Source organism: Phenylobacterium sp. (assembly GCF_030651755.1).
Lineage (GTDB): Bacteria > Pseudomonadota > Alphaproteobacteria > Caulobacterales > Caulobacteraceae > Phenylobacterium.
The window spans coordinates 63,617-87,351 of record NZ_JAUSBZ010000144.1; the positions used below are offsets into that span (position 1 = coordinate 63,617).

Here is a 23,735-nt window from a genome sequence, read left to right on the forward strand (position 1 = left end):
CAAGCCGCGCGAAGCGCCGAAAAGGTGAAACCACCAAGGACACGAAGGACACGAAGCTATCCGTGCGAGCGGGAGCTTTGTGTCCTTCGTGTCCTTGGTGGTGGAATTCTTTCAGGGCGCCTGCGGCGCCGCGATGCTGCGCCCTACTTGAACCAGCAGAGCTGTTCGGTGGTGGCCAGGAGGACGCCGTCGCGGGACCAGAGCGCGCCGTGCTGGTCGAAGAAGCCGCTCTCGAAACGCCGGGCCTGGGCCAGGGCCAGGACGAAATCGCCGCCGACAGCCGCCAGTTCGGCCGGCGTGGCGTGGAAATAGACGCTCATGCTCACCGTCGAGGCCGGCCGGCGCTCAGGACTGCGGTAGAAGATGCGCGGGGCGAAGACGTCGGCCAGGCCCGCCAGCAGCGGGTAGTCCAGCGGCCTGGCCTGATGGTCGCGCACCCAGGTCCGCGTCAGGCTGTCGTCATTGGCCTGCAAGGGGGCCGAACCCGACACCTGGCGGGTCTCGAACATGGCGGTGAAGAAGCCCGCCCGGCCAGGCACGCCTTCGATCGCCTCGGGCGGGGTGACGCCGTCGGGGAAGCTCGCCTCATGGGTGGAGAAGGTCTCCCGCCGCTGGCCGAGCGTCACCATGGCCATGGCCACCGCGGCGTTGTTCTGGATCAGCTCGGAGGTCCAGAACTCCACCGACTTGCCCTGGCGCACGGGCCTCGTGGAGAGGCTGAGCGGCGATTCATCGAGTCCGCCCATCAGGTTGACCGTCATGGCCACCGGCGTGCCCCCGTGATCGCCCTCGGCCAGGACCGCCTTCAGCAGCAGGGCCGCCGTCCAGCCGCCCCAGGGGCCGATCATGTTCCAGTAGCGCTTGTCGATCCGGGAGTCCCACAGGCGGGGACCGGCGGGGTGCAGCGGCAGGGCTTCGTCGAAATCGTGCAGGCGCACGGGCGCGGCGTCGTCCATGGGAAATCCCTCAATGAAATGCAGGCGCGGCGGGGAGGCCGCGAACAATAGGCCCGCTTCTAGGGAGGGCGCCGCAGGGGAAGGCTAGATCGTCAGTTCCAGACCGCGGCGATCCGGGCGGCCTCGGCGCGACCCTGCTCCAGACCGGCGCGGGCCGCATCCGGACGGCGGGCGAAGTTCATCAGATTGATCCCCATGGCGGCCGCGCTGCCAGCGTTGGGACTAATGAGCACGGCCTCGGCGCCCGAACCGGTCAGGGCCGCGATCTCCTCGTCCAGTTGCCGGGCCATGGCCTCGGCGGCGGGACCTGCGCTGTCGCCGCCGCGCACCTGCACCAAGACCACCAGATCATGGCCCTTGGCCATGTCGGCGTTCAGGGAAGACCGCATGCCGCCGTCGATATAACGCCGGCCCTGCAGCGTCACCGGCGGATAGACGCCTGGCACCGAACAGGAGGAGGCCACAGCCCGGGTGACGCCGACGCCGGACTCCTTCGTCCACAGCTGAAAGGCCCCGGTCATGGCGTCGACCGCGGTGCAGGCGAAACCCTGGCTCGGCCAGGCGTCCTCGGCGAGGTTCGCAAACGACCGGCCGAAGGAGGCGATGAAGGCCGCCTCATCCACCGTCTCGGCGGACAGCGCAAAGGCGCCGATGTCGGCGCGCACGGCCTCGGCGGGGCGGGCGCCGGAGCGGGCCTCCTGCATCATCTTCATCAGGGGGGTGAGGTCTGGACCGGCCGGACGTAGGCTGTCGCCGGACTTGGCCGGCGCCTGGCGTGGACGGTCGGCCTCGGCCAGGATGGGGGCGGCCAGCTCTGCGGCCGGGTCGCCCAGGGCCAGCCGGGCGCCGACGAATGAACCCGCCGAGGTCCCGAGGATGAAGTCCGCGGCGCCCAGGTCGACGCCGGCCTGGGCGAGGCCTGCGATGAGGCCCGACTCCCAGGCGATGCCCACCGGTCCGCCACCGCCCAACACCAGCGCCTTGCTCACCGCTCTCTCCCAACCGCGTTCTGTCTTTCCGTCACGATCGGGCGCCTTGGCGGCCATGTCCACGTGGTCGGCCACAACGAATGAGAGCGCAGCCAAGGACTGCGCTCTCTCCGTCAGGATGAGACCGGAACTCCCCCAAGCCCGGCCGACGCCCCCACAGGGGTAAGGACGCTCCTAACAGGCCTTTTCGCGGTAGAGGCCCAGCAGGTGGTTCATCCGCTGTTGTTGCGGCGAGACGGTCGGCGCATCGACCTCACCCCCGGCGGCGATGGCCTGACCGACAGCCTGTGAGCTGGAGTCGGCCACCGCGCTGAGCGCCTGGGCGGCGAAGGGACTGAAGGCCCCACCCACCATGCCGCGGGCCAGCCCATAGCGGGCCGCGCCGCCCAGGACGCCCCCGGCCACGCCGCCGGCCATGCCACGGCCCTGCTTGGCCCGCTGGGCCTGTTTGGCGGCTTCGGCCTGCTCGGCCATCAGCTGGGCGTTCAGGGTGTTGGCCTCCGCCCCGATCTGTTCGCAGCTCATGGCCCGGTCGCCAGGCCGCAGGACCTGATAGACATTGGGGTCAATCAGCGGCGCGGCGGGCGCGGCCGGAGCAACGGCAGGGGCTTCGACGGGCGCTTCAACGGCGGGGGGCGGGGCCTCGGCCGCCAGCGGCGGGGCGGCGTCGATCGTCTGGGCGACCGCGCCGGTGGCGGCCAGCACCAGGGCGGCCGTGGCGCAAAGCAAACGCTTCATGGTTCAAGTCTCCATTGAAAGGGAAGGGACGGAAGGGATCACTGGCCGCGCGCCTTGCGGATCTCGGACACCAGGGCGGCGTTGAACCCCTGGAAGGCGGCCCGGCTGAGGGCGGCGTAGCGCTTGGGCGAGATCTCGGCGTCGTAGACCAGGCTCTGGCGATAGATCGACCCGAAGCCGATACTCACCAGGGCGTTGTGCGTGGCGATGGAGTCGGAGCGGTCGGCGGTCTGGGCGAGGATGCCGAAGGGCTGAGGCGTGTAGGCGCCCTTGGTGCTGAACCAGCCGGGCATGGCCCCGCCGCTGTTGTTCCCCCAGACGAAGTCCACATGCGAGGTCGGATTGACGCCGAAGCGCAGCTCCGCATCAACCGATCCTGAGCCGCGGTAGGTCCGCTGGCCGGTGCTGTCCATGTCGATGTAGTCGATCAGCAGCCGGGGCGTGATGAAGATGGCGTCCAGGTCGCGACTGGCCCGGCCAATGGTCATCAACGCGCCCGACGCGGCGATCGCGCCCATGCCGGTCTCAAAGGCGTGGCCCTTGATTGGCGGCAGGGCCCGGGGCCCGTAGGCGATCCAGGCCTTTGTCGCCCGGCTGTCGATGATTCCCTTGCCGCCCAACGGCTCGGTATGGCGGGCCAGGCGCGCCACCTGTTCAGACGCCAGCAGGGTGGCCAGGTCGACAACCTCGAAGCCAGCCGCCTCCAACTGGCTCACCAGATCGGCATAGGCGGCGTCGGCCAGATCCCGCGCCATGTCGTCGGTCAATCCCACCAGTCTGGTGGCGATCTCGGTGCGACGTTGAACGGTCTGCGTCCCGGCCCCGGCGGCGAAGGCGCTGGCGCTGGCGCCATGGACAAAGGCCAGGGTGTAGCCTGGGATGGCGATCTTCGGCCGGTTGGCGAGATAGCGGGTCGCATGCCCCTGCAGCGCGACCGGCAGGGGCGCCGCCATGTCGGGCATCATGTCCAGTTGCGCCAGGCTTACCCGCCCTCCGGACTCCGACCCCACATAGCTGCGCCCCACAGCCCCGCTGACCGAGGTGGCGCCGGTCCGCCCGGACGAGGCGTCCTTGGCGGGCGGGGTTCCCGGCGGCGGCCCATAGAGGGCGCCGAAGGGGTCGGCCTGGGCGAAGGCGGAGCCTGCGAGTGCGAGGAGGGCGACCGCCGCAGCGGTCATGCCCGTCGGGCCTTGGCGCATGGGGGAATGGCCTTGGTTCAGGGACGGAGGACGTTGTGGCGTCAACCTGAGCCCTGCGACCTCCCGCCGCATGATCCAAACGGACTATAGTCGGCTCCAGCCCCCATCCGCACCGCTTGCGGTCTGTCCCAACCCATGGGAAGGCTCGTCAAACAGGTGTTTTAAGCCATTAGGGAGACGAGAGATGAAGGCTGCGGTCTATTACGAGAACGGCGGTCCCGAGGTCCTGAAATACGAGGAAATCCCGGACCCGGTCTGCCATCCCAAGGGCGTCATTATCCGCGTCGAGGCCATCGCCATCGAGGGCGGCGACACCCTGAACCGCTGGCGCGGCCCGCTGATGACCAATCCGCACGTGGTCGGCTATCAGGCCGCCGGCGAGATCATCGAGATCGGCGAGCAGGTCACCAATGTGAAGGTCGGCCAGAAGGTCGCCACCGTGAACAACTGGGGCAGCCACGCCGAGCTGCGCTCGGTTCCCGCGCGCAACTGCTGGCCGATCCCAGAGGGCTTCGACGTGCGCAAGGCCGCCGCGATCCCCGTCACCTTCGGCACGGCTCATGACTGCCTGTTCGAGTTCGGCCGCATGAAGAAGGGCGAGACCGTCCTGGTGCAGGCCGGGGCCTCTGGCGTCGGCGTCGCCGCCATCCAGCTGGCCAAGCGGGCCGGCGCGGGGCTGATCCTCGCCACCGCCTCGTCCGACGAGCGGCTGGAGAAGCTCAAGCGCCTCGGCCTCGATCACGGCATCAACTACACCCGCGACGACGTGGTGAAGGAGGTCAAGCGCCTGACCGACAACAAGGGCGTCAATGTTGTGGTCGATTCCGTCGGCGGCTCGACCCTGCAGGGCTCGATCAATTCGCTCGCCTATCGCGGCCGGGTCTCGATGGTCGGCGCGGCCGGGCGCGAGCCCATGGTGGTCGATGTCGGCTCGATGATGGGCGGCAACCGCGCCCTGTCCGGCGTCTTCCTGGGCGCCGAAATCGGCACCGATCGGGTGCACGACAACATCCAGCAGCTGATCGAAGACGCCGCCAAGGGCGAGCTGGAAGTGATCATCGACAAGGAATTCCCCCTGTCGGACGCCGCCGGCGCGCACGCCTATATCGAGAGCCGCAAGGCGGTCGGTCGGGTGGTGCTGGTCCCCTGATCGTCTGGTGACCGGACGGCGCGAGCGCAGGCTGCGCCGTCCCCACCCTCTAAACCCCATCCGCATCGACAAGGAGGCCGCCATGCCCCGCGCCGCCGTCAACGGCATCGAGATCGAGTACGAGACCTTCGGACCGGACGACGCCCCGGCCGTCCTGCTGATCAACGGCCTGGGGTCGCAGATGACCCGCTGGCCCGTCCCCTTCTGCGAGAAGCTGGTGGCCCGGGGATACCGCGCTATCCGTTTCGACAACCGGGATGTGGGCCGTTCCACCTGGTTCCAGTCCGGGGATCGCTACACCCTGTCAGATATGGCCGCCGACGCCACGGGCCTGCTGGACCACCTGAAGATCGACAGGGCCCATGTGGCGGGCGTGTCCATGGGCGGCATGATCGCGCAGACGGTGGCCATTGAGCATCCGGACCGCGTACGCTCGCTGACCTCGATCATGTCGGCCACCGGCGCGCCTGGAACCATGGACGCGACGCCTGAGGCCGCCGCCGTGCTGACCCAGGTCGCGCCGGACCCCACCGTGGACGAAGAGGCCTTCGTCGCTCACGGGATGAAAAACGCGCGGATCATCGGCAGTCCGGGCTATCCGTGGTCGGACGAGGCCCTGCGCGAACGGGTGCTGTCGGAGATGCGCCGGGCCTTCAATCCCAAGGGCGTGCAGCGCCAACGCGGCGCCATCGGCGCCAGCGGCGACCGCACCGAAAAGCTGGCGAAGCTGACCGTGCCCACCGTCGTCCTGCATGGCGAGGTCGATCCGCTGATCCCCAAGGCCGGCGGCGAGGCCACGGCCAGGGCGATTCCCGGCGCAGAGCTGCGGATCATTCCCGGCATGGGCCACGACCTGCCCGAAGCCCTCTACGACACCATCATCGACGCCATTGTCGCGGCCGCCGAACGGGCGCGCTGAAGCCATTATCGAAGGAGCATTTCATGGGACGTCTCGAAGGCTTTTCAGCCGTGGTCACCGGCGCGGCCAGCGGCATCGGCCGGGCCAGCGCCAGCCTGTTCGCCCGTGAGGGCGCCCGGGTGGTCTGCGTCGATCGGGCCGAGGCCGTGGAAGAGACCGCCGCCTCCATCCAGGCCCATGGGGGCCAGGCCATCGCCATGACCGGCGACGCCGGCGACGAGGCCTTCGTGCAGTCCTACATTCAGCGGGCGGTGGATGAGTTCGGCGGCCTGGACGTGGTCTACGCCAACGCCGGGATCACCGGCGGCCCCACCCCCTTCTTCGAGCTGACGCCGGAGATCTGGGCCGAGGTGCTGCGGATCAATCTGATCGGCCCCTTCCTGGCCATCAAGCACGCCAGCAAGATCATGATCCCCAAGGGCAAGGGTTCGATCATCTGCACCGCCTCGGTGGCGGGCATTCGCTCGGGCGCGGGGCCGGCCTCCTATTCGGCCTCCAAGGCCGGGGTCATCAACCTGGCCACCACGGCGGCCAATGAGCTCTATGGCACGGGCGTGCGGGTCAACGCCGTCTGCCCCGGCCTGATCGAGACCGGCATGACCCAGAGCGTCTTCGACTATGCCAGGTCCCGCGGCAGCGAGGGCCGGATCGGTCAGCTCAATCCGCTGACCCGGGCCGGCGTCCCCGACGAGATCGCCCACATGGCGCTGTTCCTGGCCAGCGACGAGGCCTCCTATGTCAACGGCCAGGCCATCGCCGTGGACGGCGGCCTGTCTTCCTCCCACCCGGTGGGCAAGCGCGGCGGCCCCCGCTAGGACGATGGCTTGAGAGGGCGCGGGGCTTTGCCTTGCGCCCCGGCGAGCGCTAGAAGCGGCCCTCGCACTTCCTCAAGACCAGCCCCAAAGCCGTACAGCACCCATGGCCGGACATTCAAAGTTCAAGAACATCATGCACCGCAAGGGCCGCGCCGATGCGGTGCGGTCCAAGCTGTTTTCCAAGCTCAGCCGCGAGATCACCGTGGCGGCCAAGTCGGGCATGCCCGACCCGGCCATGAACTCCCGCCTGCGTCTGGCCGTGGCCAACGCCAAGGCCGAGTCCATGCCCAAGGACAATATCGACCGGGCGATCAAGAAGGCCTCAGGCGCCGACGCCGAGGCCTATGAGGAAATCCGCTACGAGGGCTTTGGCCCCGGCGGGGTAGGCCTGATCATCGAGGCCCTCACCGACAACCGCAATCGCGCCGCGGCCAATGTGCGGGCCATCTTCTCCAAGAACGGCGGCAATCTGGGGGAGACCGGCTCGGTCTCCTTCATGTTCGACCGGGTGGGCCAGATCGTCTATCCGGCCAGCGCCGGCTCGGAAGACAAGGTCATGGAAGCCGCCATCGAGGCCGGCGCCGAGGACGTGGAGTCCGACGAGGACACCCACACCATCTTCACCGCCTTTGAAGACCTGTCGGAGGTCGCCCAGACCCTTGAAGCTTCCCTTGGCGAGGCCAAGTCCACCGCCATCGCCTGGCGGCCCAAGACCCTGACGCCGGTGGAGGGGGAGCCGGTCGCGACGCTGATGAAGCTGATCGACGCCCTGGAGGACGATGACGACGTCCAGAACGTCTATGGCAATTACGACGTCTCTGACGCCGATCTGGAAACCTACGCCGGCTAAGCCACGTCCTGTGAAGCCACGTCGTCGCTGACGCGTTGATCGGCGATGGAATGGCTCACCGCATATGTCGTCCCGGTCCTGGGCGCGGTCCTCGCTGGCGGTCTGATTGGCCTTGAGCGGGAGTATCGCGGCCGGCCGGCGGGCTTTCGCACCCACATCCTGGTGGCGCTGACCTCCGCCCTGCTGATGCTGGCGGCGATCCATCAGCTGGAGTGGATGGGCGAGGTCGAAAACGACGTCATCCGCATAGACCCGACCCGGATGGCGCACGGGATCCTCACCGGCATCGGCTTTCTGTGCGGCGGCGTGATCTTCCGTCACGGCTTGAGCGTCCATGGCCTGACGACGGCGGCCTCCCTTTGGATCACCTCGGCCCTGGGAACCCTCTATGGCGTGGGCTTCTACGGCCTGGCGATTGGCGGCACCGCCGTCACCCTGCTGGTGCTCGGCGTTCTGCGCTGGGCAGACCGGCGCATTCCGCAACTGCGGATCATGGATGTGAAGGTCCGCTATCGCCGGGCTGGCGCGATCAGCGAGGAAGCGTTTCGCGAACTGGTGGGTGAGTTCGGCTTGGACGCCGGGGCGATCAGCGAGCGCCTGTGGTCTGGCGAGAACGAGGACGAGGCCCGTGTAGAGCACCGCGCCACCCTGCGCGGAACCGGCGCCTCCAATATGGCTCGGCTGGCCGAGCGTCTCCGCGAGGATCGGCGGGTCGTGGAGTATAGCCTCATCCCGCGGAAAGACTGAGGCAGGCGACAGGACGGGGGGCAAGGTGCTAGAGACCGCGCCCCATGACCTTGAAACTCTGGATCGAAATCAATCATCAGGCCCCCTACCGCACCGGGGGTTGGGCCTGGCTCCGACAGGACGGCAAGGCCGTTTCGGGCGCCGCCGGCGGGGACCGTGACCTGGATGTCGAGGCCTTTTGCGTGCGGGCTCTGCAGACGGCCCTGACCGATCTGCCCGCTGAAACCGCCGTGGCCCTGCATCTGTCTGAGCCCCTCCTGATCGAGGGCGTCCGCACCATGTCGACCCGGCGCGCGGCCGGTTGGAAGACCGAGGCGGGTGAGGATGCTCCGGAGGCTGAAGCCTGGGAGATGGTCGCCAAGGCCCTGACCGGACGGGCGCTCAGCCTGGTCCGCACCCAGCCCACCGACGCGCGCAGCCCCGCCGGTTTCGCCGCGGCCTGGGCCGAGCTTGGCCGCGACAAGGCCAAGACCAAGGGGACGTTCAAGAACCTGATCCCTAAGCCCAACCTGGCCAAAATCCGCGGCCTTTAGACCCTAGCCACAGTCGGTGACTTCGACGAGGCCGCCCCAACCTCTCGCGACGGGCGGGTAGCCGGCGCTAGGCCTTGCCTGCGAGTTCCTGGCGGGTGGAATGGGTCAGGTCGACCAGGAAATCGATCATCGCCTTCACCCGGGGGTTGGATCGCAGGTCGCGATGCACAACCAACCAAAGACCAAGCACGAGTTCCGGAGCGCCGGGGGTGACCCGCTCGAGATCCGGGTCGATCTCGCCCATGAAGCAAGGCAACAGCGCGCAGCCAAGTCCAGCGCGTACGGCGACCTGATGCGTAGCAAAGTCGCTCGCGCGCAACACAGGTTCGCGGCCCTTGAGGCGCGACTCAGGAAATCGCGCGATGGCGCTCTGGGCCGGTTGCTCGTGGAAGCACAACCAGCCGTTTTCGCCGCCCCCGCGCCTCTGATACCCCGCGAAGCCCACTTCTCCGACACGGCGCACCAGCAGATCGCCGCCCTCGGGCCGGGCAAGCCGAAGGGCGATGTCAGTTTCTCGCCGCGTAAGGCTCAGCACTTCTGAACCGGCAAGCAATTCCACGTTCAAGCCGGGGTGCCGCTCTTGGAACGCTGACAACCGCGGAACCAGCCACCAAGTCGCCAGAGATTCAGTGGTTGAGACACGTACCCGTCCAGTAGGACGCGTCGGAGCGCCTTCCGCCAAGCGGACGATGTCGTGCGCCGCGAGTTCAAAAGGCTCGGCCCGGCCGAGCACAGCCTGGCCGAACTCCGTCAAGGCATAGCCGGCGCGAGATCGATCAAACAAGAGGTGGCCGAGCGCCTTCTCCAAATCCCCGATCCGTTTGATGACTGTCGAGGGGCTAGCGTTCACCGCCCTGGCGGCGCCGGTAGCAGTGCCCGCACGCGCCACGGCGACGAAATACCGAACATCTTCCCAGTCCATCTTCGGAATCTCGAACACCGCATGGCGAAGGTCAATGCTGACAGGCCAAGCTCATGCCAATAGCTGGAGTGCTTCCGATATGAGGAGCATTTCCAATGACCAAGATCGCTGTTGTATATCATTCCGGAAGCGGCCGAACTGGGCTGCTCGCCAAGGCAATCCATCGCGGTGCGGATCGTGTCGAAGGAGTTGAGGCTGAACTCCTGCGTATCACGACTGACCAGCTCGACCAGCGCCTGCGTTGGCGCGACGACGAGATGATGCGAACACTACAGGACTCTGATGGCGTCATCTTCGGCTGCACCACCCTGATGGGGATGCCGAGCGCACCTTTTAAGGCATTCATGGAAGGCTGCTCGAACCGTGGTGGATCCAGGGTTGGAAGGACAAGTTCGCGGGTGGCTTCACGAACTCGGCGTCTCTCAACGGCGACAAGACAAACACGCAGATCCAGTTGCTGGTGTTCGCAGCTCAGATGAGCATGTTCTGGGTCCCGATGGGGGATCACCCCGGGGCCAACTGGAGCGGCTCGACCCAGAACGATTTCAATCGCCTTGGGGCCTTCCTCGGGCCGATGAGCCAGAGTCTGGCGGACGTGGCCGTCGAGGCGGCGACACCGGCGAGTGACCTTGTCACCGGCGAGCGCTACGGCGAGCGCTTTGCACGCGTCGTACGCCACTGGTCGTCTGGCGGGGACTACCAAACCGAACGCTTCGTCGACGCAGCCACATCGGCCGCCAGGGCGCGTGCTGCACCCTTCGCCAAATGACGAGTTTGGCGGCCTGTCTGACGACCTCGGAATGATGAGTAGGACCCCAGGCGCCAGACCCGGTTGGCTTGCGCGATGCGTAGAAGGCTGATCCTACGGCCACGGAGGATCTCGATGTCAACCGCCAACAAATCTGTTGGCCTGCGATGCGATGTATGGCGCAAAGGGGTGGGAGGCTTCGGCAGGGCTGCCGGAGCCTCTCTTGCGGCAGGCGGCCCCCTAAAACCCCGTGCTGACAAACAGACTTGGCCGGGCCAAGGCCTTGGTTCTGACCGCCAACCTTGTTAGGGCAGGCGCAGAAACAAGCCTAAGGCGCTCCTTCCTGCGCGCCACCTCCCCCGTCTGAACAGCCGCCGCGGTCACTGGCGGGTCCTGGTGCGCCCCGAATTCATGAGAGCCTAAACACCCCCTTAACCCTGGGGCGGGCTAATCGGCCGGTAGGAACAATCCCCGAACACGCCTATAGAGTCGCCCATGGCCGCCGTGCGAATCCTTGGACTGGACCCCGGCCTCCGCCGCACCGGCTGGGGGGTGATCACCATAGAGGGCGCGCGCCTGGCCCATGTGGCCCATGGGGTCATCGCACCCAAGGACTCCCTGCCCTTCTCCGAACGCCTGCTGGTGCTGTTCGAGGCCATCAGCGCGCTTGTCGCCGAGCACGCCCCTGACGAAGCGGCGGTGGAGGAGACCTTCATGAACAACAACGCCGCCTCCGCCCTGAAGCTGGGCCACGCCCGGGCCATGGCCCTGGTGGCGCCGGCCAGGGCCGGCCTGCCGGTGGCCGAATACGCCGCCACCGTGGTCAAGAAGGCCGTGGTCGGCACTGGCGGCGCCGACAAGGACCAGGTGGCCTTCATGATCGCCCGGTTGCTGCCGGCCGCCGGCGGGGTCACCGCCGACGCCGCCGACGCCCTGGCTGTGGCCATCGCCCATGCCCACGCCCGCACCGCCCGCAGCCTGGCGAGCCGCACGCCATCGAGGAAGGTGGCGTGATGATCGGCCGGCTGCGCGGAACGGTCGCCGAGATCGGCGAGGAAGACGCCCTGATCGACGTCCTCGGCGTCGGTTATGTGGTCCGCTGCGGGGTCCGCACCCTCTCGCGCCTGCCCCCGGTGGGCGAAGAGGCCGTTTTGCACATCGAGACCCAGTGGAGCGAGCAGGCGGGCATGCGCCTCTATGGCTTTCTCAGCCGGGACGAGCGCCGCACCTTCCTGATCCTCAAGGAGATTCAAGGCGTCGGACCCAAGGCGGCTCTCTCCGTCCTGGACGTGCTGCCGCCGGCCGAGCTGGCCGCCGCCGCCGGCCGCCAGGACAAGGCCGCCATCGCCCGCGCCCAAGGGGTGGGACCCAAGCTCGCCCTGCGCATCGCCACGGAGCTGAAGGACAAGCCCCTCACCGACCTGCCGGTCAGCGCGTTCGCGCCAGGCGCGGGCGCAGCAGACCCCGCGCCGGCCCCCTCGGCCTCGGGCGAGGCCGTCGCCGCCCTGATGGGCCTGGGCGTCGCCGAGCCTCAGGCCCGACGCCTGGTGGAGGCCGCCGTGCTGCGGCTGGGTGAGGACGCCGAGGCCGGCGCCCTGATCAAGGCCGCCCTGCAGGAGCTGGGTCGATGACCCGCCTGGTCAGCGGCGAGGCCGCGCCGGCCGAGGGAACCGACCGAGCCTATCGTCCGCAGACGCTCGCCGAATTCGTCGGCCAGGAGCAGTCCAAGGCCAATCTTCGCATCTTCATCCAGGCGGCCCGGGACCGGGGCGACACCCTGGATCACGTCCTGCTGTTTGGCCCGCCGGGCCTTGGCAAGACGACGCTGGCCCAGATCATCGCCCGGGAGATGGGGGTGAACTTCCGCGCCACCTCCGGCCCGGTCCTGGCCAAGGCCGGGGATCTCGCGGCCATCCTGACCAATCTGGAGGCCGGCGACGTCCTCTTCATCGACGAGATTCACCGCCTGGCGGCCAATGTGGAGGAGATCCTCTATCCCGCCATGGAGGACCACGTCCTGGACCTGATCATCGGCGAAGGCCCCTCGGCCCGCTCCATCCGCATCGATCTGGCGCCCTTCACCCTGGTGGCGGCCACGACCCGGGCCGGCCTTCTGGCCACGCCTCTGCGCGACCGGTTCGGCATCCCGGTGCGGCTGGAATTCTACACCACCGACGAACTGATCAAGGTGCTGGCCCATGCGGCGGGCAAGATGGGCGTCAACCTGACCAAGGACGGCGCCGCCGAGATCGCCGCCCGCGCCCGCGGCACGCCCAGGGTCGCCGGCCGGCTTCTGCGCCGGGTCCGCGACTTCGCCGCCGCCGAGGGCGCCGCGGCCATCGACAAGGGCGCGGCCGGACGGGGCCTGGCGCGCCTTGAAGTGGACGAGGTGGGTCTGGACTCCCTGGACCGCCGCTATCTGCGCGCCCTGATCGACAACTATGGGGGCGGGCCGGCGGGGGTGGAGACCATCGCCTACGCCATCGCCGAGGCCCGGGACGCCGTTGAGGACGTCATCGAGCCCTATCTGATGCAGCAGGGCTTCATCCAGCGAACCCCCCGGGGCCGGGTGGCCTGCGCCAAGGCCTATGCGCATCTGGGCCTGACGCCGCCGCCGCAACCGCCCGGGGCTGGCCAACCCACCCTGTTCGACGAGTAGCGGAGGCCCCTGCATGACCCCCGTCCCTGGTGAGCCCTCCGCCGGCTGGATCGAAGGCCGCGAGCACGTCCTGCCGGTCAGGATCTATTACGAGGACACCGACTTCACCGGCGTCGTCTATCACGGCAACTATCTGCGCTACTTCGAGCGCGGGCGGTCGGACTTCCTGCGGCTGGCCGGGGTGCGCCACGCCGAGCTGCTGGACCAGGAGACGCCGAGCGCCTTCACCATCGTGCGCATGGAGCTGGACTTCAAAGCCCCGGCCCGGATCGATGACGCCCTGCAGGTGCGCACCACCTATGACCGCGTGAAGGGCCCTCGGCTGTTCATCAGCCAGAGGATCGTCCGCGGCGAGACCCTGATCGCCCAGGCGGCGGTGATGGCCGCCTGCATCGGTCTGGATGGCCGCCCCCGCAAGCCGCCGCTTGGCATGGCGCAAGCGCTTTCACCCTATTTTCAGGCCGGCGACTGATCTGAGGCGGGATGGCCAAGTCCCAACTTGCGTCGCGTGCCGGAGCCTGATTCATCGACGTCGTTCCCCTGATCTCCCGCACAGGGCCGAGGGTCGGTCGATGAGCAGGGTTCAGTAACCATATTCCTGTTCCACTGCAGGGCGTACGGGCGTGATCGTCATGATCTGGCGCCTTAAGTTCGCCACCGCAGCGTCTCACTTCACCTTCGGGCGAGATTCGCCCACCTGACAACGGAGCCCGTACCGCATGGACCCCGCCGCCTCCGCCAGCCTGACGGCCGAGAGCTTCTCGATGGTCGCGCTCTTTATGCGCGCCGACTGGGTGATCAAGGCCGTGATGATCGGACTTGGCCTGGCCTCCCTGTTTTCCTGGGCGGTGATCCTGGACAAGCTGCTGCGCTTCGCCGCGCTCAACCGGCACGCCGATCAGTTCGAAGATCAGGTTTCGTCGGGCCGGTCCCTGGAAGAAATCGCCAACGAGGCCGGCGAACGCCCCCGCCACGCCCTGCCCCGCATGTTGCAGGCCGCCCTTCGGGAGTGGCGTGAGGCCCGCACCAAGGGTCTGTCCACCGACAGCCAGGCTGGCTTTCTGATCCAGCGAATAGACCGGGTGCTGGACGCCATAATCGCTCGGGAGAGCGCCCGGGTCGAAGAAGGCCTGCCGCTCCTGGCCATCGTCGCCACCGCCTCGCCCTTTGTCGGTCTGTTCGGGACCGTCTGGGGGATCATGGAAGCGTTCCAGGCCATCGCCATCCAGCAGAACACCAATCTGACGGTCGTGGCCCCGGCCATCGCCGAGGCCCTGTTCGCCACGGCCATTGGCCTGGCCGCCGCCATCCCGGCCTATATCGCCTACAACAAGTTCTCCTCCGACGCCGCCCGCTACGGCGGTCGACTGGAAGGTTTCGCCGATGACCTGGCCACCGCGATCCAGCGGCGGCTGAGCGACCGGGCCTGAGGCATGGCGCTTTCCTCCCATGACGCCTATTCGGCTGGCGGCGGACGGCGGCGGCGGCGATCGAGCCGACGCGGCGCCCTGTCGGAGATCAATGTCACGCCCCTGGTGGACGTGATGCTGGTGCTGCTGATCGTGTTCATGATCTCCGCCCCGCTGCTCACGGTCGGTGTGCCGCTGGAACTGCCCAAGACCGAGGCCAGCGCCATCCCCGATCAGTCCGAGCCCCTGACGGTGTCCGTCCGCGCCGATGGCAGCATCTTCATCGACGAAGAAGAGACCGCCTTCGCCAGCCTGTCGCCCCGCCTCATCGCCATGGCCGGCGGCGTGACCGAGCGGCCGATCTATGTGCGCGCCGACGGGCGGACAAACTATGGTCTGGTCGCCCAGGTGATGGCCGCCCTGGCCAGTTCGGGCTTCACCTCCATCAACCTGCTCACCGAAACCGGCGGCCCTTCGTCGGGCGCGGATCAGGCAGCGCGCTGAAGGCGACCCATGCGCGGCGAGCGGTCAGACCTGGGCACAGCCCTCATGTTCTCGGCCATCCTGCACGTGGTGGTGCTTGGGGCTGCGCTGATCCCGTGGCCCTGGGCCCGCGAGCTCAAGGTCGGGACGGTGGTTCCCATCAATATCGTGAGTTCGATCCCTGCCAATCCCCGCCCGGCCGTACAAGGCCCGCAGGAGCAGACCGCCCAGACCGAGGCGCCCGAGCCCGACGCGCCCCTGGAGGCGCCATCCGCCGCCCCAGAACCGCAACCCCAGCCTGAGCCGGCGCCGCAGCCGACGCCGCCGCAACCCGCCCCCACGCCGCCGCCGAAGGCGCCGGCCCCAAAGCCCGCCCCGACGCCGACGCCCAAACCTGCGCCCACCCCGGCGCCGAAGCCGGCCCCAGCCCCGGCTCCGACTCCGGCTCCGGCTCCCACGCCAACGCCCAAGGCGCCGGCCCCGAAGCCCGCCCCGGCCGCGCCGCCGAAAAAGTCCGACGCCCTGGACCTGGACGCCCTGGCCTCGAGCCTGAAGGGATCGCAAAGCTCGTCCGCCGCCCGCGGCGCCGCGCGTCCGGAAACCGCCACCCAGGCGCGCCCAACCACAGGCAGCGGCCTGTCCGGCGCCGCCATGTCGGGCCTGGCCGAAGAACTGCAGCGCCGGTGGAACCCCAACTGCGAAGTTGAGGCGGCCCGCAATGTCCGGGTCCGCGTCACCTTCCGGCTTGGCAGCGATGGTCGGGTGGTGGGCGACGTCCGGGCCGGCGGCCAGGAGACCTCGTCAGACCCCGTCACCCGGGCGGCCGCCGAGCGGGCGATCCGCGCGGTCTATAGCGCCGCCCCCTTCACCACCCTTCCCAGGGAGTTCTACGGCGACCAGATCGCTGTAAGCTTCAACGCCGCCCAGGCGTGCGCCGACAATTGAGGAGCAACTAGCCCATGCGACTGCGGATCCTGTTCGTCGCCCTGACAGCGGCCCTGCTGTCGGTCGGCGCCCTCACAAGCCCCGCCCAGGCCCAGATCGAAGTGGACGTCAATCGCGGGGATATCCAGCCGCTGCCGGTGGCTGTCCCGGGCTTCCGCGGAGAGCGCGGCGCGGAGATCGCCCAGGTGATCACCAACAATCTGGAGCGATCGGGCCTGTTCCGGCCCATTGATCCGGCCGCCTTCATCGAGCGTGACCTGGACATCCGCTATCAGCCCCGTTTCGCCGACTGGAAGACGATCAACGCCCAGGGCCTCGTCAATGGCGAGGTGACGGTCGACGCCACCGGGCGGCTGACGGTCAATTTCCGCCTCTGGGACGTCTTCGCCGAGCAGCAGCTGCTCGGCATGCAGTTCACCTCCACCTCGGAAAACTGGCGGCGCGTGGCGCACAAGATTTCGGATGCGGTCTATGAGCGCCTGACCGGCGAGAAGGGCTATTTCGACACCCGCGTGGTCTTCGTGGCCGAAAGCGGTGGGCGGATCGACCGGGTCAAGCGGCTGGCGATCATGGACCAGGACGGCGCCAATCCCAGCTATCTGACCGACGGCTCCTACATCGTCATGACCCCCAGGTTCTCCTCCACCAGCCAGGAGATCACCTATATGGCCCTGCGGCCGGAAGGGTCGTCGATCTACCTGTTCAATCTGGAGACGGGGCGCCGGGAGAGCCTGGGCTCCTTCAACGGCATGGTTTTCGCCCCGCGTTTCTCCCACGACGGGGGCAAGGTGGCCTTTTCGGTGGAGCGGGGGGGTAATACCGACATTCATGTGATGGACCTGCGCAGCCGCTCCACAAGCCGTCTGACCACTGACCCCTCCATCGACACCTCGCCCTCCTTCTCCCCCGATGGCCGGCAGATCACCTTCAACTCCGACCGGGGGGGGAGCCCGCAGCTCTATGTTATGAACGCCGACGGATCAGGAGAGCGGCGGATTTCCTTTGGCGCAGGCCGGTATATGACGCCGGTCTGGAGCCCCACCGGGGAGTTCATCGCCTTCACCAAGCAGGCGGGCGGGCGATTCCACATCGGCGTGATGCGTCCCGACGGGTCGGGGGAGCGCCTGCTGACCACCAGCTACCTGGACGAAGGCCCCACCTGGGCCCCCAATGGCAGAGTTTTGATGTTCTCCCGTGAAACGCCTGGTGGAGCTGCGCGTTTGTGGACGGTTGACGTGACGGGACGCATCGTGCGGCCGGCGCCCTACCCCCAATCGGGGTCGGATCCGGCCTGGTCGCCGCTACTCAACTGATAAGTGAATGTAGGAGCAGGCGATTAGTATTGTTGGCCTAGTTCAGAGTCGCCATAAAGCCAATGCGCAGATCCATTGTCTTCGGCGCTTGGCGCGCCGCCCGTCGGAAACGTTGAACAAGGAAATAACTTCGAAATGACCACATCTTCCATCACCAAGCGCGCCGCCCAGTTCGCGGTGATCGCTCTGGCCGCAGCCTCCGTCACCGCCTGCGCCTCGCGTCCGCAACCCACGACCCCTGCGCCGGGTCCGACGGGCCCGCCGCCCAGCACCCAGCCTTCGACGCCGGCCCCGCCGGTCAGCCAAGGCGCTCTGCCCGGCACCCAGCAGGACTTCGTGATCAATGTCGGCGATCGGGTCTATTTTGACTTCGACTCCTACTCGGTCCGTTCGGACGCCGCTCCGGTCCTGGAAGCCCAGGCCGCCTGGCTGAACCGCTATCCGGCCGTCATGATCCGCCTCGAAGGCAATGCCGACGAACGCGGCACCCGTGAATACAACCTGGCCCTGGGCGCCCGTCGCGCCAACGCCGTGCGGGACTTCCTGGTGTCCCGCGGCGTGTCCTCCAGCCGGATCACCACCGTGTCCTACGGCAAGGAACGTCCGATCGATCCGGGTACTTCGGAAGACGCTTACCAGCGCAACCGGAACGCCCACACCGCGATCACCTCTGGCGCCCGCTAGGCGCGCTCAAGGTCTCTGACAGCGAGAGGGGATCCCTTCGGGGGTCCCCTCTTTGCTGCCGGGTCGACGTCCAGGCCATTGGCGCCGCGGAACGTCCGGCCCATGATGCGTCAAGCGCCGCAATTTCGGCCTTTCGGCCCCCTAGATGATTTGACCATGACCCATCGCCGACGCATCGCCCTGTCCGCCGCCCTGGCCCTCTCCCTGACCCTTGTGGGTCCGATGGCCGCGCCGATCGCCCTGGCCCAGACCTCCATGAGCGATCCCCTGGACGCTCGGGACGCCCGCCGGGTCGAACGCATGGAGCAGGTGGTGCGCGAACTGCGCGCCATCGTCTTTCAGGGACGTGACACCGGCCGTCCGGTGGTGGTGCAACCGGCCGAGACCGACTACCGGATCGAGGAGTTGAACCGTCGGCTGACCGATCTGGAAAGCGTCATCACCCGCCTGACCGGACAGATCGAGACCACCAATTTCGAACTGCGGCAGAGCCGGGACAAGACCACCGCCCTGGAAAACCAGCTGGCGGCGATGAACCAGAAGATCGCAGCCCTCGAAGTCTTTACTGGCGTCCCCCCGACCGGGGGCGGCGGGACTCCGTCCAGCTTCTCCGGCCCGCCGCCCACCGCCTCTGGCGGCGGCTCGCCGCAGGCTGATTTCGACCGGGCCCGGGGCCTGATGCTCAGCGGCGACTACAGCGCCGCTGAAGCCGCCTTCGAGACCTTTGTTGGTCGTCATGGCAATGCGGGCCTGGCCCCCGAGGCCAACTACTGGCTGGGCAAGACGCTCGTGGTGCGCGGCGCCGACGCCGAGGCCGCCAGCGCCTTCATCGCCGCCATCCGTGGCTGGCCGACCACCGCCTGGGCGCCCGACGCGGTGCTGGAGCTTTCACGTTCGCTGATCGCGCTGGGCCGCAGCAGCGAGGCCTGTCAGACCTTGAGCGAACTGGGCCGGCGCTATCCCGCGGCCGCGCCCTCGATCCAATCCCGGGCCGCAGCGGCGCGAACCCAGGCCCGGTGCGGCTGAGCCCTCAGCCGGAGCGACCTCGGGACTTCGCCGCCGCGGACGTCCTCCTTGATGCGCATCTGAGCCCGACATCGGCGGCCCCCCTGGCGGTCGCCTATTCCGGAGGGGGCGACAGCCTGGCCCTGTTGCTTGCGGTGGCGGCCTGGAGCCGCCCCCTGGGCCGGCGTGTGATCGTTCTCCACGTAGATCATGGCCTGCAAGCCGCCTCCGGCGCCTGGGTCGAGCATTGCCGTCAGACCGCCGAAGCCCTGGGCCTGCCCTTTCAGGCGCTCGCCTGGACGGGCGACAAGCCCGAGCGGGGCCTTCCGGCCGCCGCCCGCGCCGCCCGCCACAGCCTGCTCGCCCAGGCCGCCCGGGCGAAGGGCGCCAGGGTGCTGCTCATGGGCCATACCGCCGATGATGTGCTCGAGGCCCGGCAGATGCGGCGGGATGGCGCCACCACGCCCGAGCCCCGCCCCTGGGGTCCCAGCCCGGCCTGGCCGGAGGGACGGGACCTGTTCATCCTCCGCCCCCTGCTGAGATCCACCCGAGCAGACCTCCGCGCTCACCTGCGCCGACAGCCACTGACCTGGATCGAGGACCCCGCCAATCTTGACCCGACCTATGCGCGATCCCGCGCCCGGGCGCATCTGGCGCAGACGCCCAGCCCCATGGGGGAGCCAGCCGCCCGCGCTGCGGACCTTCGACCGCTGGCCCGGATCGCCCGCCATGACGCCACAGGGACGATCGTCTGGGACCGACGGGCGGTCAGGTCCGCGACGTCTACAGACCTCGCCCGGATGGTGGCTGTGGCCTGTCTCTGCGCCGCAGGGGGCGTGCGGCCGCCGCGACGCGGAGCCGTGGACCGGATTGTCACTCGGCTCGCCGCCGATGGGGACTTCGTCGCCACCCTGGCCGGGGCGCGCATCGTCGCTGACTCCAGGGTGTTGCAGGTGTCTCGGGAGGCCGGAGAGGCGGCCCGCGGGGGCCTGGCGACAGTTACGCTCGCCCCGGGCGTCAGCCTGGTGTGGGATGGCCGGTTCGAGGTGGTGAGCGACCATCCAGGCTGGAGTATCGGCCCCCTGGCCGGACGGATGAGCGCCCTGGCCCCCGCATCGCGTCAGGCGCTCAGATCAGTCCTGCCCGCCCTGCGGCGGGCGCTTCCGGCGCTGATCTCTCCGGAGGGCGAGGTCGTGCTGGCCGCGCCTGGTATCGCGGTTCAGGGGCTGGTCCAGGCGAGGTTCGACGCCGCCTCGGGTCTGATAGCGCAGGAACCCAATGAGGCGGCCGACTGAAAGCCCGATCAGAGCGACTTGAGAATGCCCTCGACCATCTTCTTGGCGTCGCCGAACAGCATCATGGTGTTGTCGCGGAAGAAGAGCTCGTTATCGACGCCGGCATAGCCCGAGCTCATGCCGCGCTTCACGAACAGGACCGTGCGCGCCTTCTCCACGTCGAGGATCGGCATGCCGTAGATGGCTGAGGTGGGATCGGTCTTGGCCGCCGGGTTGGTGACGTCATTGGCGCCGATGACGAAGGCGACGTCGGCGGTGGAGAATTCCGAATTGATGTCCTCCAGCTCGAAGACCTCGTCATAGGAGACCTGGGCCTCGGCCAGCAGCACGTTCATGTGGCCGGGCATGCGGCCGGCCACCGGGTGGATGGCGTATTTCACCTCGACGCCTTCGGCCTTCAGGACATCGCCCATCTCGCGCAGGGCGTGCTGGGCCTGGGAGACAGCCATGCCGTAGCCCGGGACGATGATCACCTTGCTGGCGTTCTTCATGATGAAGGCGGCGTCCTCGGCCGAGCCCTGCTTGACCGGCCGGGTCTCGACGTGGCCGCCGGCGGCCGCGGCGCTGTCGTCGGCGCCGAAGCCCCCCAGGATCACCGAGATGAAGGACCGGTTCATGCCCTTGCACATGATGTAGGACAGGATCGCGCCGGACGAGCCCACCAGGGCGCCGGTGATGATCAGGGTGGTGTTCTCAAGCGTGAAGCCCAGGGCCGCGGCGGCCCACCCCGAATAGGAGTTCAGCATCGAGACGACGACGGGCATGTCGGCGCCGCCGATGGGGATGATCAGGGTGATCCCGATCAGCAGGGCCAGCGCGAAAATGCCCCAGAAGGCCCAGACAGCCGCGCCGCCGCTGACCACCAGCACCACCACCAGGGCGACGATGCCCACGGCGATGGCCAGGTTCAGCAGGTGCCGGGCCGGCAGCAGGATGGGGGCGCCGGACATGTTGCCGTTCAGCTTGGCGAAGGCGATCACCGAGCCGGTGAAGGTCACCGCACCGATAGCCAGGCCCAGCGACAGCTCGATCAGGGAGATCAAGTGGATTTCGCCGGCCACGCCGATCCCATAGGCCTCAGGCGTATAGATGGCCGCCACCGCCACCAGACAGGCGGCCAGGCCGACCAGGCTGTGGAAGGCCGCCACCAGCTGCGGCATCGACGTCATGGGCACCTTGCGGGCGATCACCGCGCCGATCCCGCCGCCGATGGCCACGCCGCCGAGGATCAGGGCCAGGGTCAGGACATCCAGGGCGCCCTGCCCCAGCAGGGTCGCCATCACTGTGCCGACGGCGATGGCCATGCCGATCATGCCGTTGCGGTTGCCCGCCCGGCTGGTCTCGGGACTGGAAAGGCCGCGCAGGGCCAGGATGAAGAGCACCCCGGACACGAGGTAGAGAATGGCCGCGAGATTGGCGTTCATGGTGTTGCCCCCTTAAGCCGGCTCTACTTCTGCTTCTTCTTGTACATGGCGAGCATGCGCTGGGTGACCAGGAAGCCCCCGAAGATGTTCACTGCCGCCAACGCTGCAGCCAGGGCGCCTGCGCCCTTGGAGATCATCACGCTGCCGCTTAAGGCCGCGCCCTCGACGCCGTGGGCCGCGGCCGCCAGCAGGGCGCCGACGATGATCACCGAGGAAATGGCGTTGGTCACCGCCATCAGCGGCGTGTGCAGGGCCGGCGTTACGCTCCAGACCACGTAATAGCCGACAAAGATGGCGAGCACGAAGATCGCCAGGCGGAAGACGGTGGGATCGACAGCTTCCATGGGGGTCGTCCTCTCTCTATCGGGTCAGCTGGCCAGGGCGGGGTGAACCACCGCCCCGCCGCGGGTCACCAGGGCGGCCTTGAGAATCTCATCCTCGTAGTCAGGGGCGAAAGCGCCCTCCTTGTCGAGGAACAGGCCGGCGAAGGCGAACAGGTTGCGGGCGTACAGGGCCGAGGCGTCGGCGGCGATCCGCCCGGGCAGATTGGCGTAGCCGACGATCTTCACGCCGCCCGTTTCCACGACCTCGCCCGCCACCGCGCCCTCGACATTGCCGCCCTGCTCGACGGCCAGGTCAACGATGACAGAGCCCGGACGCATGGAGGCGACCTGGTCGGCGCTGATCAGCCGAGGCGCGGGACGTCCAGGAATCAGGGCGGTGGTGATGACCAGGTCCTGCTTGCGGATGTGTTCGGAGACCAGAGCGGCCTGCTTGGCCTGGTATTCGGCGCTCATTTCCTTGGCGTAGCCGGCGGCGGTCTCGGCGGCCTTGAACTCTTCGTCCTCCACGGCGATGAATTTGGCGCCCAGGCTCTCCACCTGCTCCTTGGAGGCCGGGCGCACGTCAGTGGCGGTGACCACCGCCCCCAGGCGCCGGGCTGTGGCGATGGCCTGCAGGCCAGCGACGCCGGCGCCCATGACGAAGACCTTGGCGGCGGCGACAGTGCCGGCCGCGGTCATCATCATCGGCATGACCTTGCCATAGGCGTTGGCGGCTTCCAGCACCGCCCGGTAGCCCGCCAGATTGGCCTGGGAGGACAGCACGTCCATCACCTGGGCGCGGGTGATCCGCGGCACGAACTCCATGGTGAATGCAGAGACCCCCTTGGCGGCCAGGGCCTGCAGGGTCGCCTTGTCCTGGTGGGGGTTGAGCATGCCGACGACGATGGCCTCGGCCCTGAGCCCGGCGATTTCGGCCTCTGTCGGTCCGCGCACCTTGAACAGCACGTCAGCCTTGGCCAGGGCGGCGCCAAGATCGGCCAGGTCTGCGCCGGCTGCGGCGTAGTCAGCGTCGGGATAGGAGGAGGTCTCGCCGGCCCCGCTTTCCACGATCACCGCAAAGCCGGCGGCGATCAGCTTCTTCACCGTATCTGGCGTCATGGCGACACGGGTCTCCCCGGCGCGGCGTTCCTTGGTGACGGCGATGACGGCCATGGTCGAGGTCCCCCCGGTCGGAAAATCCGGCGGACCTTAGGGATGTCAGTGGCGCCTTGTCCAGAAATCGATCAGCGATTTCCAAACGGATGTTTAAGGCGCCAGGTCTCAAACGGTTTGGGCATGCGAACGCCGCCCGCGCCGTACGACGGGGGCGGCGGTCATTTCGCCAAGATCTCAACGATGTTTAGTGGGCCTGGCCGGGCTTTTCGCGCAGCAGCAGGACGCCGAGCACGGCGGTCACGACGGCCGAGATCAGGCCGGCCATGAAGCCGCCCGGGGTGCAGAACCACACAATGAACAGCAGCAGGACGCTGACGAGGGCCAGAGAGCCCCACTTGGTCAGGCCCATGAACAGGTTGTAGGTCGCAACCTGCTCCTGGATTTCCATTTCGCCGCGGTGATAGTCGGAAGCCTGTTCGCCCATGGCGGCCGGGTCTCTCTCTTACGGAACCT

At 68.2% G+C, this 23,735-nt stretch carries 27 protein-coding genes; 18 read left to right on the forward strand and 9 right to left on the reverse strand.

Annotated features, from left to right (window positions below; all coding sequences use genetic code 11):
- Positions 1-143: 143 nt before the first annotated feature.
- The 4 genes from Q7V15_RS13850 to Q7V15_RS13865 all read right to left on the reverse strand — a co-directional run bounded on the left by Q7V15_RS13850 (position 144) and on the right by Q7V15_RS13865 (position 3,882).
- Positions 144-956 carry a thioesterase family protein gene (locus Q7V15_RS13850; protein WP_304756297.1) on the reverse strand — a complete coding sequence of 271 codons (813 nt, stop codon included), beginning with the start codon at positions 954-956 and terminating at the stop codon, positions 144-146.
- Positions 957-1,048: 92 nt separating this feature from the next.
- Complete coding sequence (locus tag Q7V15_RS13855; RefSeq protein WP_304756298.1) at positions 1,049-1,945, reverse strand: patatin-like phospholipase family protein; 897 nt, start codon at positions 1,943-1,945, stop codon at positions 1,049-1,051.
- 174 nt (positions 1,946-2,119) lie between these two features.
- Entirely contained in the window at positions 2,120-2,683 is a 564-nt protein-coding gene (locus tag Q7V15_RS13860; protein WP_304756299.1) for a hypothetical protein, read from the reverse strand.
- A gap of 38 nt (positions 2,684-2,721) precedes the next feature.
- Positions 2,722-3,882: a hypothetical protein gene (locus tag Q7V15_RS13865; RefSeq protein ID WP_304756300.1), complete on the reverse strand. Its 1,161-nt coding sequence runs from the start codon at positions 3,880-3,882 to the stop codon at positions 2,722-2,724.
- 184 nt (positions 3,883-4,066) lie between these two features.
- Between Q7V15_RS13865 and Q7V15_RS13870 the strand changes: the two genes are divergently transcribed.
- The 6 genes from Q7V15_RS13870 to Q7V15_RS13895 all read left to right on the forward strand — a co-directional run bounded on the left by Q7V15_RS13870 (position 4,067) and on the right by Q7V15_RS13895 (position 8,896).
- Positions 4,067-5,032: a zinc-binding alcohol dehydrogenase family protein gene (locus Q7V15_RS13870; RefSeq protein ID WP_304756301.1), complete on the forward strand. Its 966-nt coding sequence runs from the start codon at positions 4,067-4,069 to the stop codon at positions 5,030-5,032.
- Between the two features lie 82 nt (positions 5,033-5,114).
- A complete protein-coding gene (locus Q7V15_RS13875; RefSeq protein ID WP_304756302.1) occupies positions 5,115-5,951 on the forward strand; it encodes an alpha/beta fold hydrolase in 837 nt (278 codons plus the stop codon).
- A 23-nt stretch (positions 5,952-5,974) separates the two neighbouring features.
- A complete protein-coding gene (locus tag Q7V15_RS13880; RefSeq protein WP_304756303.1) occupies positions 5,975-6,766 on the forward strand; it encodes an SDR family NAD(P)-dependent oxidoreductase in 792 nt (263 codons plus the stop codon).
- A 103-nt stretch (positions 6,767-6,869) separates the two neighbouring features.
- The gene (locus Q7V15_RS13885; protein WP_304756304.1) at positions 6,870-7,616 is read left to right on the forward strand and encodes a YebC/PmpR family DNA-binding transcriptional regulator; all 747 of its coding nucleotides are present in this window, start codon (positions 6,870-6,872) and stop codon (positions 7,614-7,616) included.
- A gap of 45 nt (positions 7,617-7,661) precedes the next feature.
- Complete coding sequence (locus Q7V15_RS13890) at positions 7,662-8,363, forward strand: MgtC/SapB family protein (RefSeq protein WP_304756305.1); 702 nt, start codon at positions 7,662-7,664, stop codon at positions 8,361-8,363.
- A 44-nt stretch (positions 8,364-8,407) separates the two neighbouring features.
- Positions 8,408-8,896: a ribonuclease H gene (locus tag Q7V15_RS13895; RefSeq protein ID WP_304756306.1), complete on the forward strand. Its 489-nt coding sequence runs from the start codon at positions 8,408-8,410 to the stop codon at positions 8,894-8,896.
- Positions 8,897-8,963: 67 nt separating this feature from the next.
- Here Q7V15_RS13895 and Q7V15_RS13900 read toward each other — a convergent pair whose 3' ends face one another.
- Complete coding sequence (locus tag Q7V15_RS13900; RefSeq protein WP_304756307.1) at positions 8,964-9,818, reverse strand: LysR family transcriptional regulator; 855 nt, start codon at positions 9,816-9,818, stop codon at positions 8,964-8,966.
- Between the two features lie 475 nt (positions 9,819-10,293).
- Here Q7V15_RS13900 and Q7V15_RS13905 point away from each other — a divergent pair, with 475 nt between their 5' ends.
- The 12 genes from Q7V15_RS13905 (at position 10,294) to tilS (ending at position 20,359) form a co-directional block, all read left to right on the forward strand.
- Positions 10,294-10,587 carry a hypothetical protein gene (locus Q7V15_RS13905; RefSeq protein ID WP_304756308.1) on the forward strand — a complete coding sequence of 98 codons (294 nt, stop codon included), beginning with the start codon at positions 10,294-10,296 and terminating at the stop codon, positions 10,585-10,587.
- 474 nt (positions 10,588-11,061) lie between these two features.
- The gene (ruvC, locus tag Q7V15_RS13910; RefSeq protein WP_304756309.1) at positions 11,062-11,580 is read left to right on the forward strand and encodes a crossover junction endodeoxyribonuclease RuvC; all 519 of its coding nucleotides are present in this window, start codon (positions 11,062-11,064) and stop codon (positions 11,578-11,580) included.
- Complete coding sequence (gene ruvA / locus Q7V15_RS13915; RefSeq protein WP_304756334.1) at positions 11,580-12,197, forward strand: Holliday junction branch migration protein RuvA; 618 nt, start codon at positions 11,580-11,582, stop codon at positions 12,195-12,197. The genes ruvC and ruvA overlap by 1 nt, the downstream gene beginning before the upstream one ends.
- Positions 12,194-13,225 (forward strand): Holliday junction branch migration DNA helicase RuvB, encoded by a 1,032-nt coding sequence (ruvB, locus tag Q7V15_RS13920; RefSeq protein WP_304756310.1) that lies wholly within the window; start codon positions 12,194-12,196, stop codon positions 13,223-13,225. The genes ruvA and ruvB overlap by 4 nt, the downstream gene beginning before the upstream one ends.
- A 13-nt stretch (positions 13,226-13,238) precedes the next feature.
- Positions 13,239-13,697 (forward strand): YbgC/FadM family acyl-CoA thioesterase, encoded by a 459-nt coding sequence (locus Q7V15_RS13925; protein WP_304756311.1) that lies wholly within the window; start codon positions 13,239-13,241, stop codon positions 13,695-13,697.
- A 247-nt stretch (positions 13,698-13,944) separates the two neighbouring features.
- Entirely contained in the window at positions 13,945-14,655 is a 711-nt protein-coding gene (gene tolQ, locus Q7V15_RS13930; RefSeq protein ID WP_304756312.1) for a protein TolQ, read from the forward strand.
- Positions 14,656-14,658: 3 nt separating this feature from the next.
- Positions 14,659-15,138 (forward strand): biopolymer transporter ExbD, encoded by a 480-nt coding sequence (locus Q7V15_RS13935; protein WP_304756313.1) that lies wholly within the window; start codon positions 14,659-14,661, stop codon positions 15,136-15,138.
- 9 nt (positions 15,139-15,147) lie between these two features.
- On the forward strand, positions 15,148-16,062 hold the full coding sequence (locus Q7V15_RS13940; protein WP_304756314.1) for an energy transducer TonB: 915 nt from the start codon (positions 15,148-15,150) through the stop codon (positions 16,060-16,062).
- 14 nt (positions 16,063-16,076) lie between these two features.
- A complete protein-coding gene (gene tolB / locus Q7V15_RS13945; protein ID WP_304756315.1) occupies positions 16,077-17,375 on the forward strand; it encodes a Tol-Pal system beta propeller repeat protein TolB in 1,299 nt (432 codons plus the stop codon).
- A 135-nt stretch (positions 17,376-17,510) separates the two neighbouring features.
- Entirely contained in the window at positions 17,511-18,059 is a 549-nt protein-coding gene (gene pal, locus Q7V15_RS13950) for a peptidoglycan-associated lipoprotein Pal (protein ID WP_304756316.1), read from the forward strand.
- 156 nt (positions 18,060-18,215) lie between these two features.
- A complete protein-coding gene (gene ybgF / locus Q7V15_RS13955; RefSeq protein WP_304756317.1) occupies positions 18,216-19,085 on the forward strand; it encodes a tol-pal system protein YbgF in 870 nt (289 codons plus the stop codon).
- Positions 19,076-20,359 (forward strand): tRNA lysidine(34) synthetase TilS, encoded by a 1,284-nt coding sequence (tilS, locus tag Q7V15_RS13960; RefSeq protein ID WP_304756318.1) that lies wholly within the window; start codon positions 19,076-19,078, stop codon positions 20,357-20,359. The genes ybgF and tilS overlap by 10 nt, the downstream gene beginning before the upstream one ends.
- 8 nt (positions 20,360-20,367) lie before the next feature.
- On the opposite strand, the gene Q7V15_RS13965 is transcribed toward tilS, so the two are convergent.
- From Q7V15_RS13965 to Q7V15_RS13980, 4 genes are all read right to left on the reverse strand, one after another.
- The gene (locus tag Q7V15_RS13965) at positions 20,368-21,783 is read right to left on the reverse strand and encodes an NAD(P)(+) transhydrogenase (Re/Si-specific) subunit beta (protein ID WP_304756320.1); all 1,416 of its coding nucleotides are present in this window, start codon (positions 21,781-21,783) and stop codon (positions 20,368-20,370) included.
- Between the two features lie 23 nt (positions 21,784-21,806).
- On the reverse strand, positions 21,807-22,127 hold the full coding sequence (locus Q7V15_RS13970) for a proton-translocating transhydrogenase family protein (RefSeq protein ID WP_304756321.1): 321 nt from the start codon (positions 22,125-22,127) through the stop codon (positions 21,807-21,809).
- A gap of 24 nt (positions 22,128-22,151) precedes the next feature.
- Positions 22,152-23,279 carry a Re/Si-specific NAD(P)(+) transhydrogenase subunit alpha gene (locus tag Q7V15_RS13975; protein WP_304756322.1) on the reverse strand — a complete coding sequence of 376 codons (1,128 nt, stop codon included), beginning with the start codon at positions 23,277-23,279 and terminating at the stop codon, positions 22,152-22,154.
- A 187-nt stretch (positions 23,280-23,466) separates the two neighbouring features.
- Entirely contained in the window at positions 23,467-23,706 is a 240-nt protein-coding gene (locus Q7V15_RS13980; protein WP_304756324.1) for an aa3-type cytochrome c oxidase subunit IV, read from the reverse strand.
- Positions 23,707-23,735: the final 29 nt, after the last annotated feature.

Bases quoted from the DNA above. Each gene is read 5' to 3' on its own strand.
- Q7V15_RS13860 (WP_304756299.1), bottom strand. From the start codon at position 2,683: ATGAAGCGTTTGCTTTGCGCCACGGCCGCCCTGGTGCTGGCCGCCACC.
- Q7V15_RS13965 (WP_304756320.1), bottom strand. From the start codon at position 21,783: ATGAACGCCAATCTCGCGGCCATTCTCTACCTCGTGTCCGGGGTGCTC.
- Q7V15_RS13905 (WP_304756308.1), top strand. From the start codon at position 10,294: ATGAGCATGTTCTGGGTCCCGATGGGGGATCACCCCGGGGCCAACTGG.
- Q7V15_RS13850 (WP_304756297.1), bottom strand. From the start codon at position 956: ATGGACGACGCCGCGCCCGTGCGCCTGCACGATTTCGACGAAGCCCTG.
- tolQ (WP_304756312.1), top strand. From the start codon at position 13,945: ATGGACCCCGCCGCCTCCGCCAGCCTGACGGCCGAGAGCTTCTCGATG.
- ruvC (WP_304756309.1), top strand. From the start codon at position 11,062: ATGGCCGCCGTGCGAATCCTTGGACTGGACCCCGGCCTCCGCCGCACC.
- Q7V15_RS13880 (WP_304756303.1), top strand. From the start codon at position 5,975: ATGGGACGTCTCGAAGGCTTTTCAGCCGTGGTCACCGGCGCGGCCAGC.
- Q7V15_RS13975 (WP_304756322.1), bottom strand. From the start codon at position 23,279: ATGGCCGTCATCGCCGTCACCAAGGAACGCCGCGCCGGGGAGACCCGT.
- ruvB (WP_304756310.1), top strand. From the start codon at position 12,194: ATGACCCGCCTGGTCAGCGGCGAGGCCGCGCCGGCCGAGGGAACCGAC.
- Q7V15_RS13890 (WP_304756305.1), top strand. From the start codon at position 7,662: ATGGAATGGCTCACCGCATATGTCGTCCCGGTCCTGGGCGCGGTCCTC.
- Q7V15_RS13970 (WP_304756321.1), bottom strand. From the start codon at position 22,127: ATGGAAGCTGTCGATCCCACCGTCTTCCGCCTGGCGATCTTCGTGCTC.
- Q7V15_RS13865 (WP_304756300.1), bottom strand. From the start codon at position 3,882: ATGCGCCAAGGCCCGACGGGCATGACCGCTGCGGCGGTCGCCCTCCTC.
- Q7V15_RS13940 (WP_304756314.1), top strand. From the start codon at position 15,148: ATGCGCGGCGAGCGGTCAGACCTGGGCACAGCCCTCATGTTCTCGGCC.
- ybgF (WP_304756317.1), top strand. From the start codon at position 18,216: ATGACCCATCGCCGACGCATCGCCCTGTCCGCCGCCCTGGCCCTCTCC.
- Q7V15_RS13885 (WP_304756304.1), top strand. From the start codon at position 6,870: ATGGCCGGACATTCAAAGTTCAAGAACATCATGCACCGCAAGGGCCGC.
- Q7V15_RS13900 (WP_304756307.1), bottom strand. From the start codon at position 9,818: ATGGACTGGGAAGATGTTCGGTATTTCGTCGCCGTGGCGCGTGCGGGC.
- pal (WP_304756316.1), top strand. From the start codon at position 17,511: ATGACCACATCTTCCATCACCAAGCGCGCCGCCCAGTTCGCGGTGATC.
- Q7V15_RS13895 (WP_304756306.1), top strand. From the start codon at position 8,408: ATGACCTTGAAACTCTGGATCGAAATCAATCATCAGGCCCCCTACCGC.
- Q7V15_RS13925 (WP_304756311.1), top strand. From the start codon at position 13,239: ATGACCCCCGTCCCTGGTGAGCCCTCCGCCGGCTGGATCGAAGGCCGC.
- ruvA (WP_304756334.1), top strand. From the start codon at position 11,580: ATGATCGGCCGGCTGCGCGGAACGGTCGCCGAGATCGGCGAGGAAGAC.
- Q7V15_RS13980 (WP_304756324.1), bottom strand. From the start codon at position 23,706: ATGGGCGAACAGGCTTCCGACTATCACCGCGGCGAAATGGAAATCCAG.
- Q7V15_RS13935 (WP_304756313.1), top strand. From the start codon at position 14,659: ATGGCGCTTTCCTCCCATGACGCCTATTCGGCTGGCGGCGGACGGCGG.
- tolB (WP_304756315.1), top strand. From the start codon at position 16,077: ATGCGACTGCGGATCCTGTTCGTCGCCCTGACAGCGGCCCTGCTGTCG.
- Q7V15_RS13870 (WP_304756301.1), top strand. From the start codon at position 4,067: ATGAAGGCTGCGGTCTATTACGAGAACGGCGGTCCCGAGGTCCTGAAA.
- Q7V15_RS13875 (WP_304756302.1), top strand. From the start codon at position 5,115: ATGCCCCGCGCCGCCGTCAACGGCATCGAGATCGAGTACGAGACCTTC.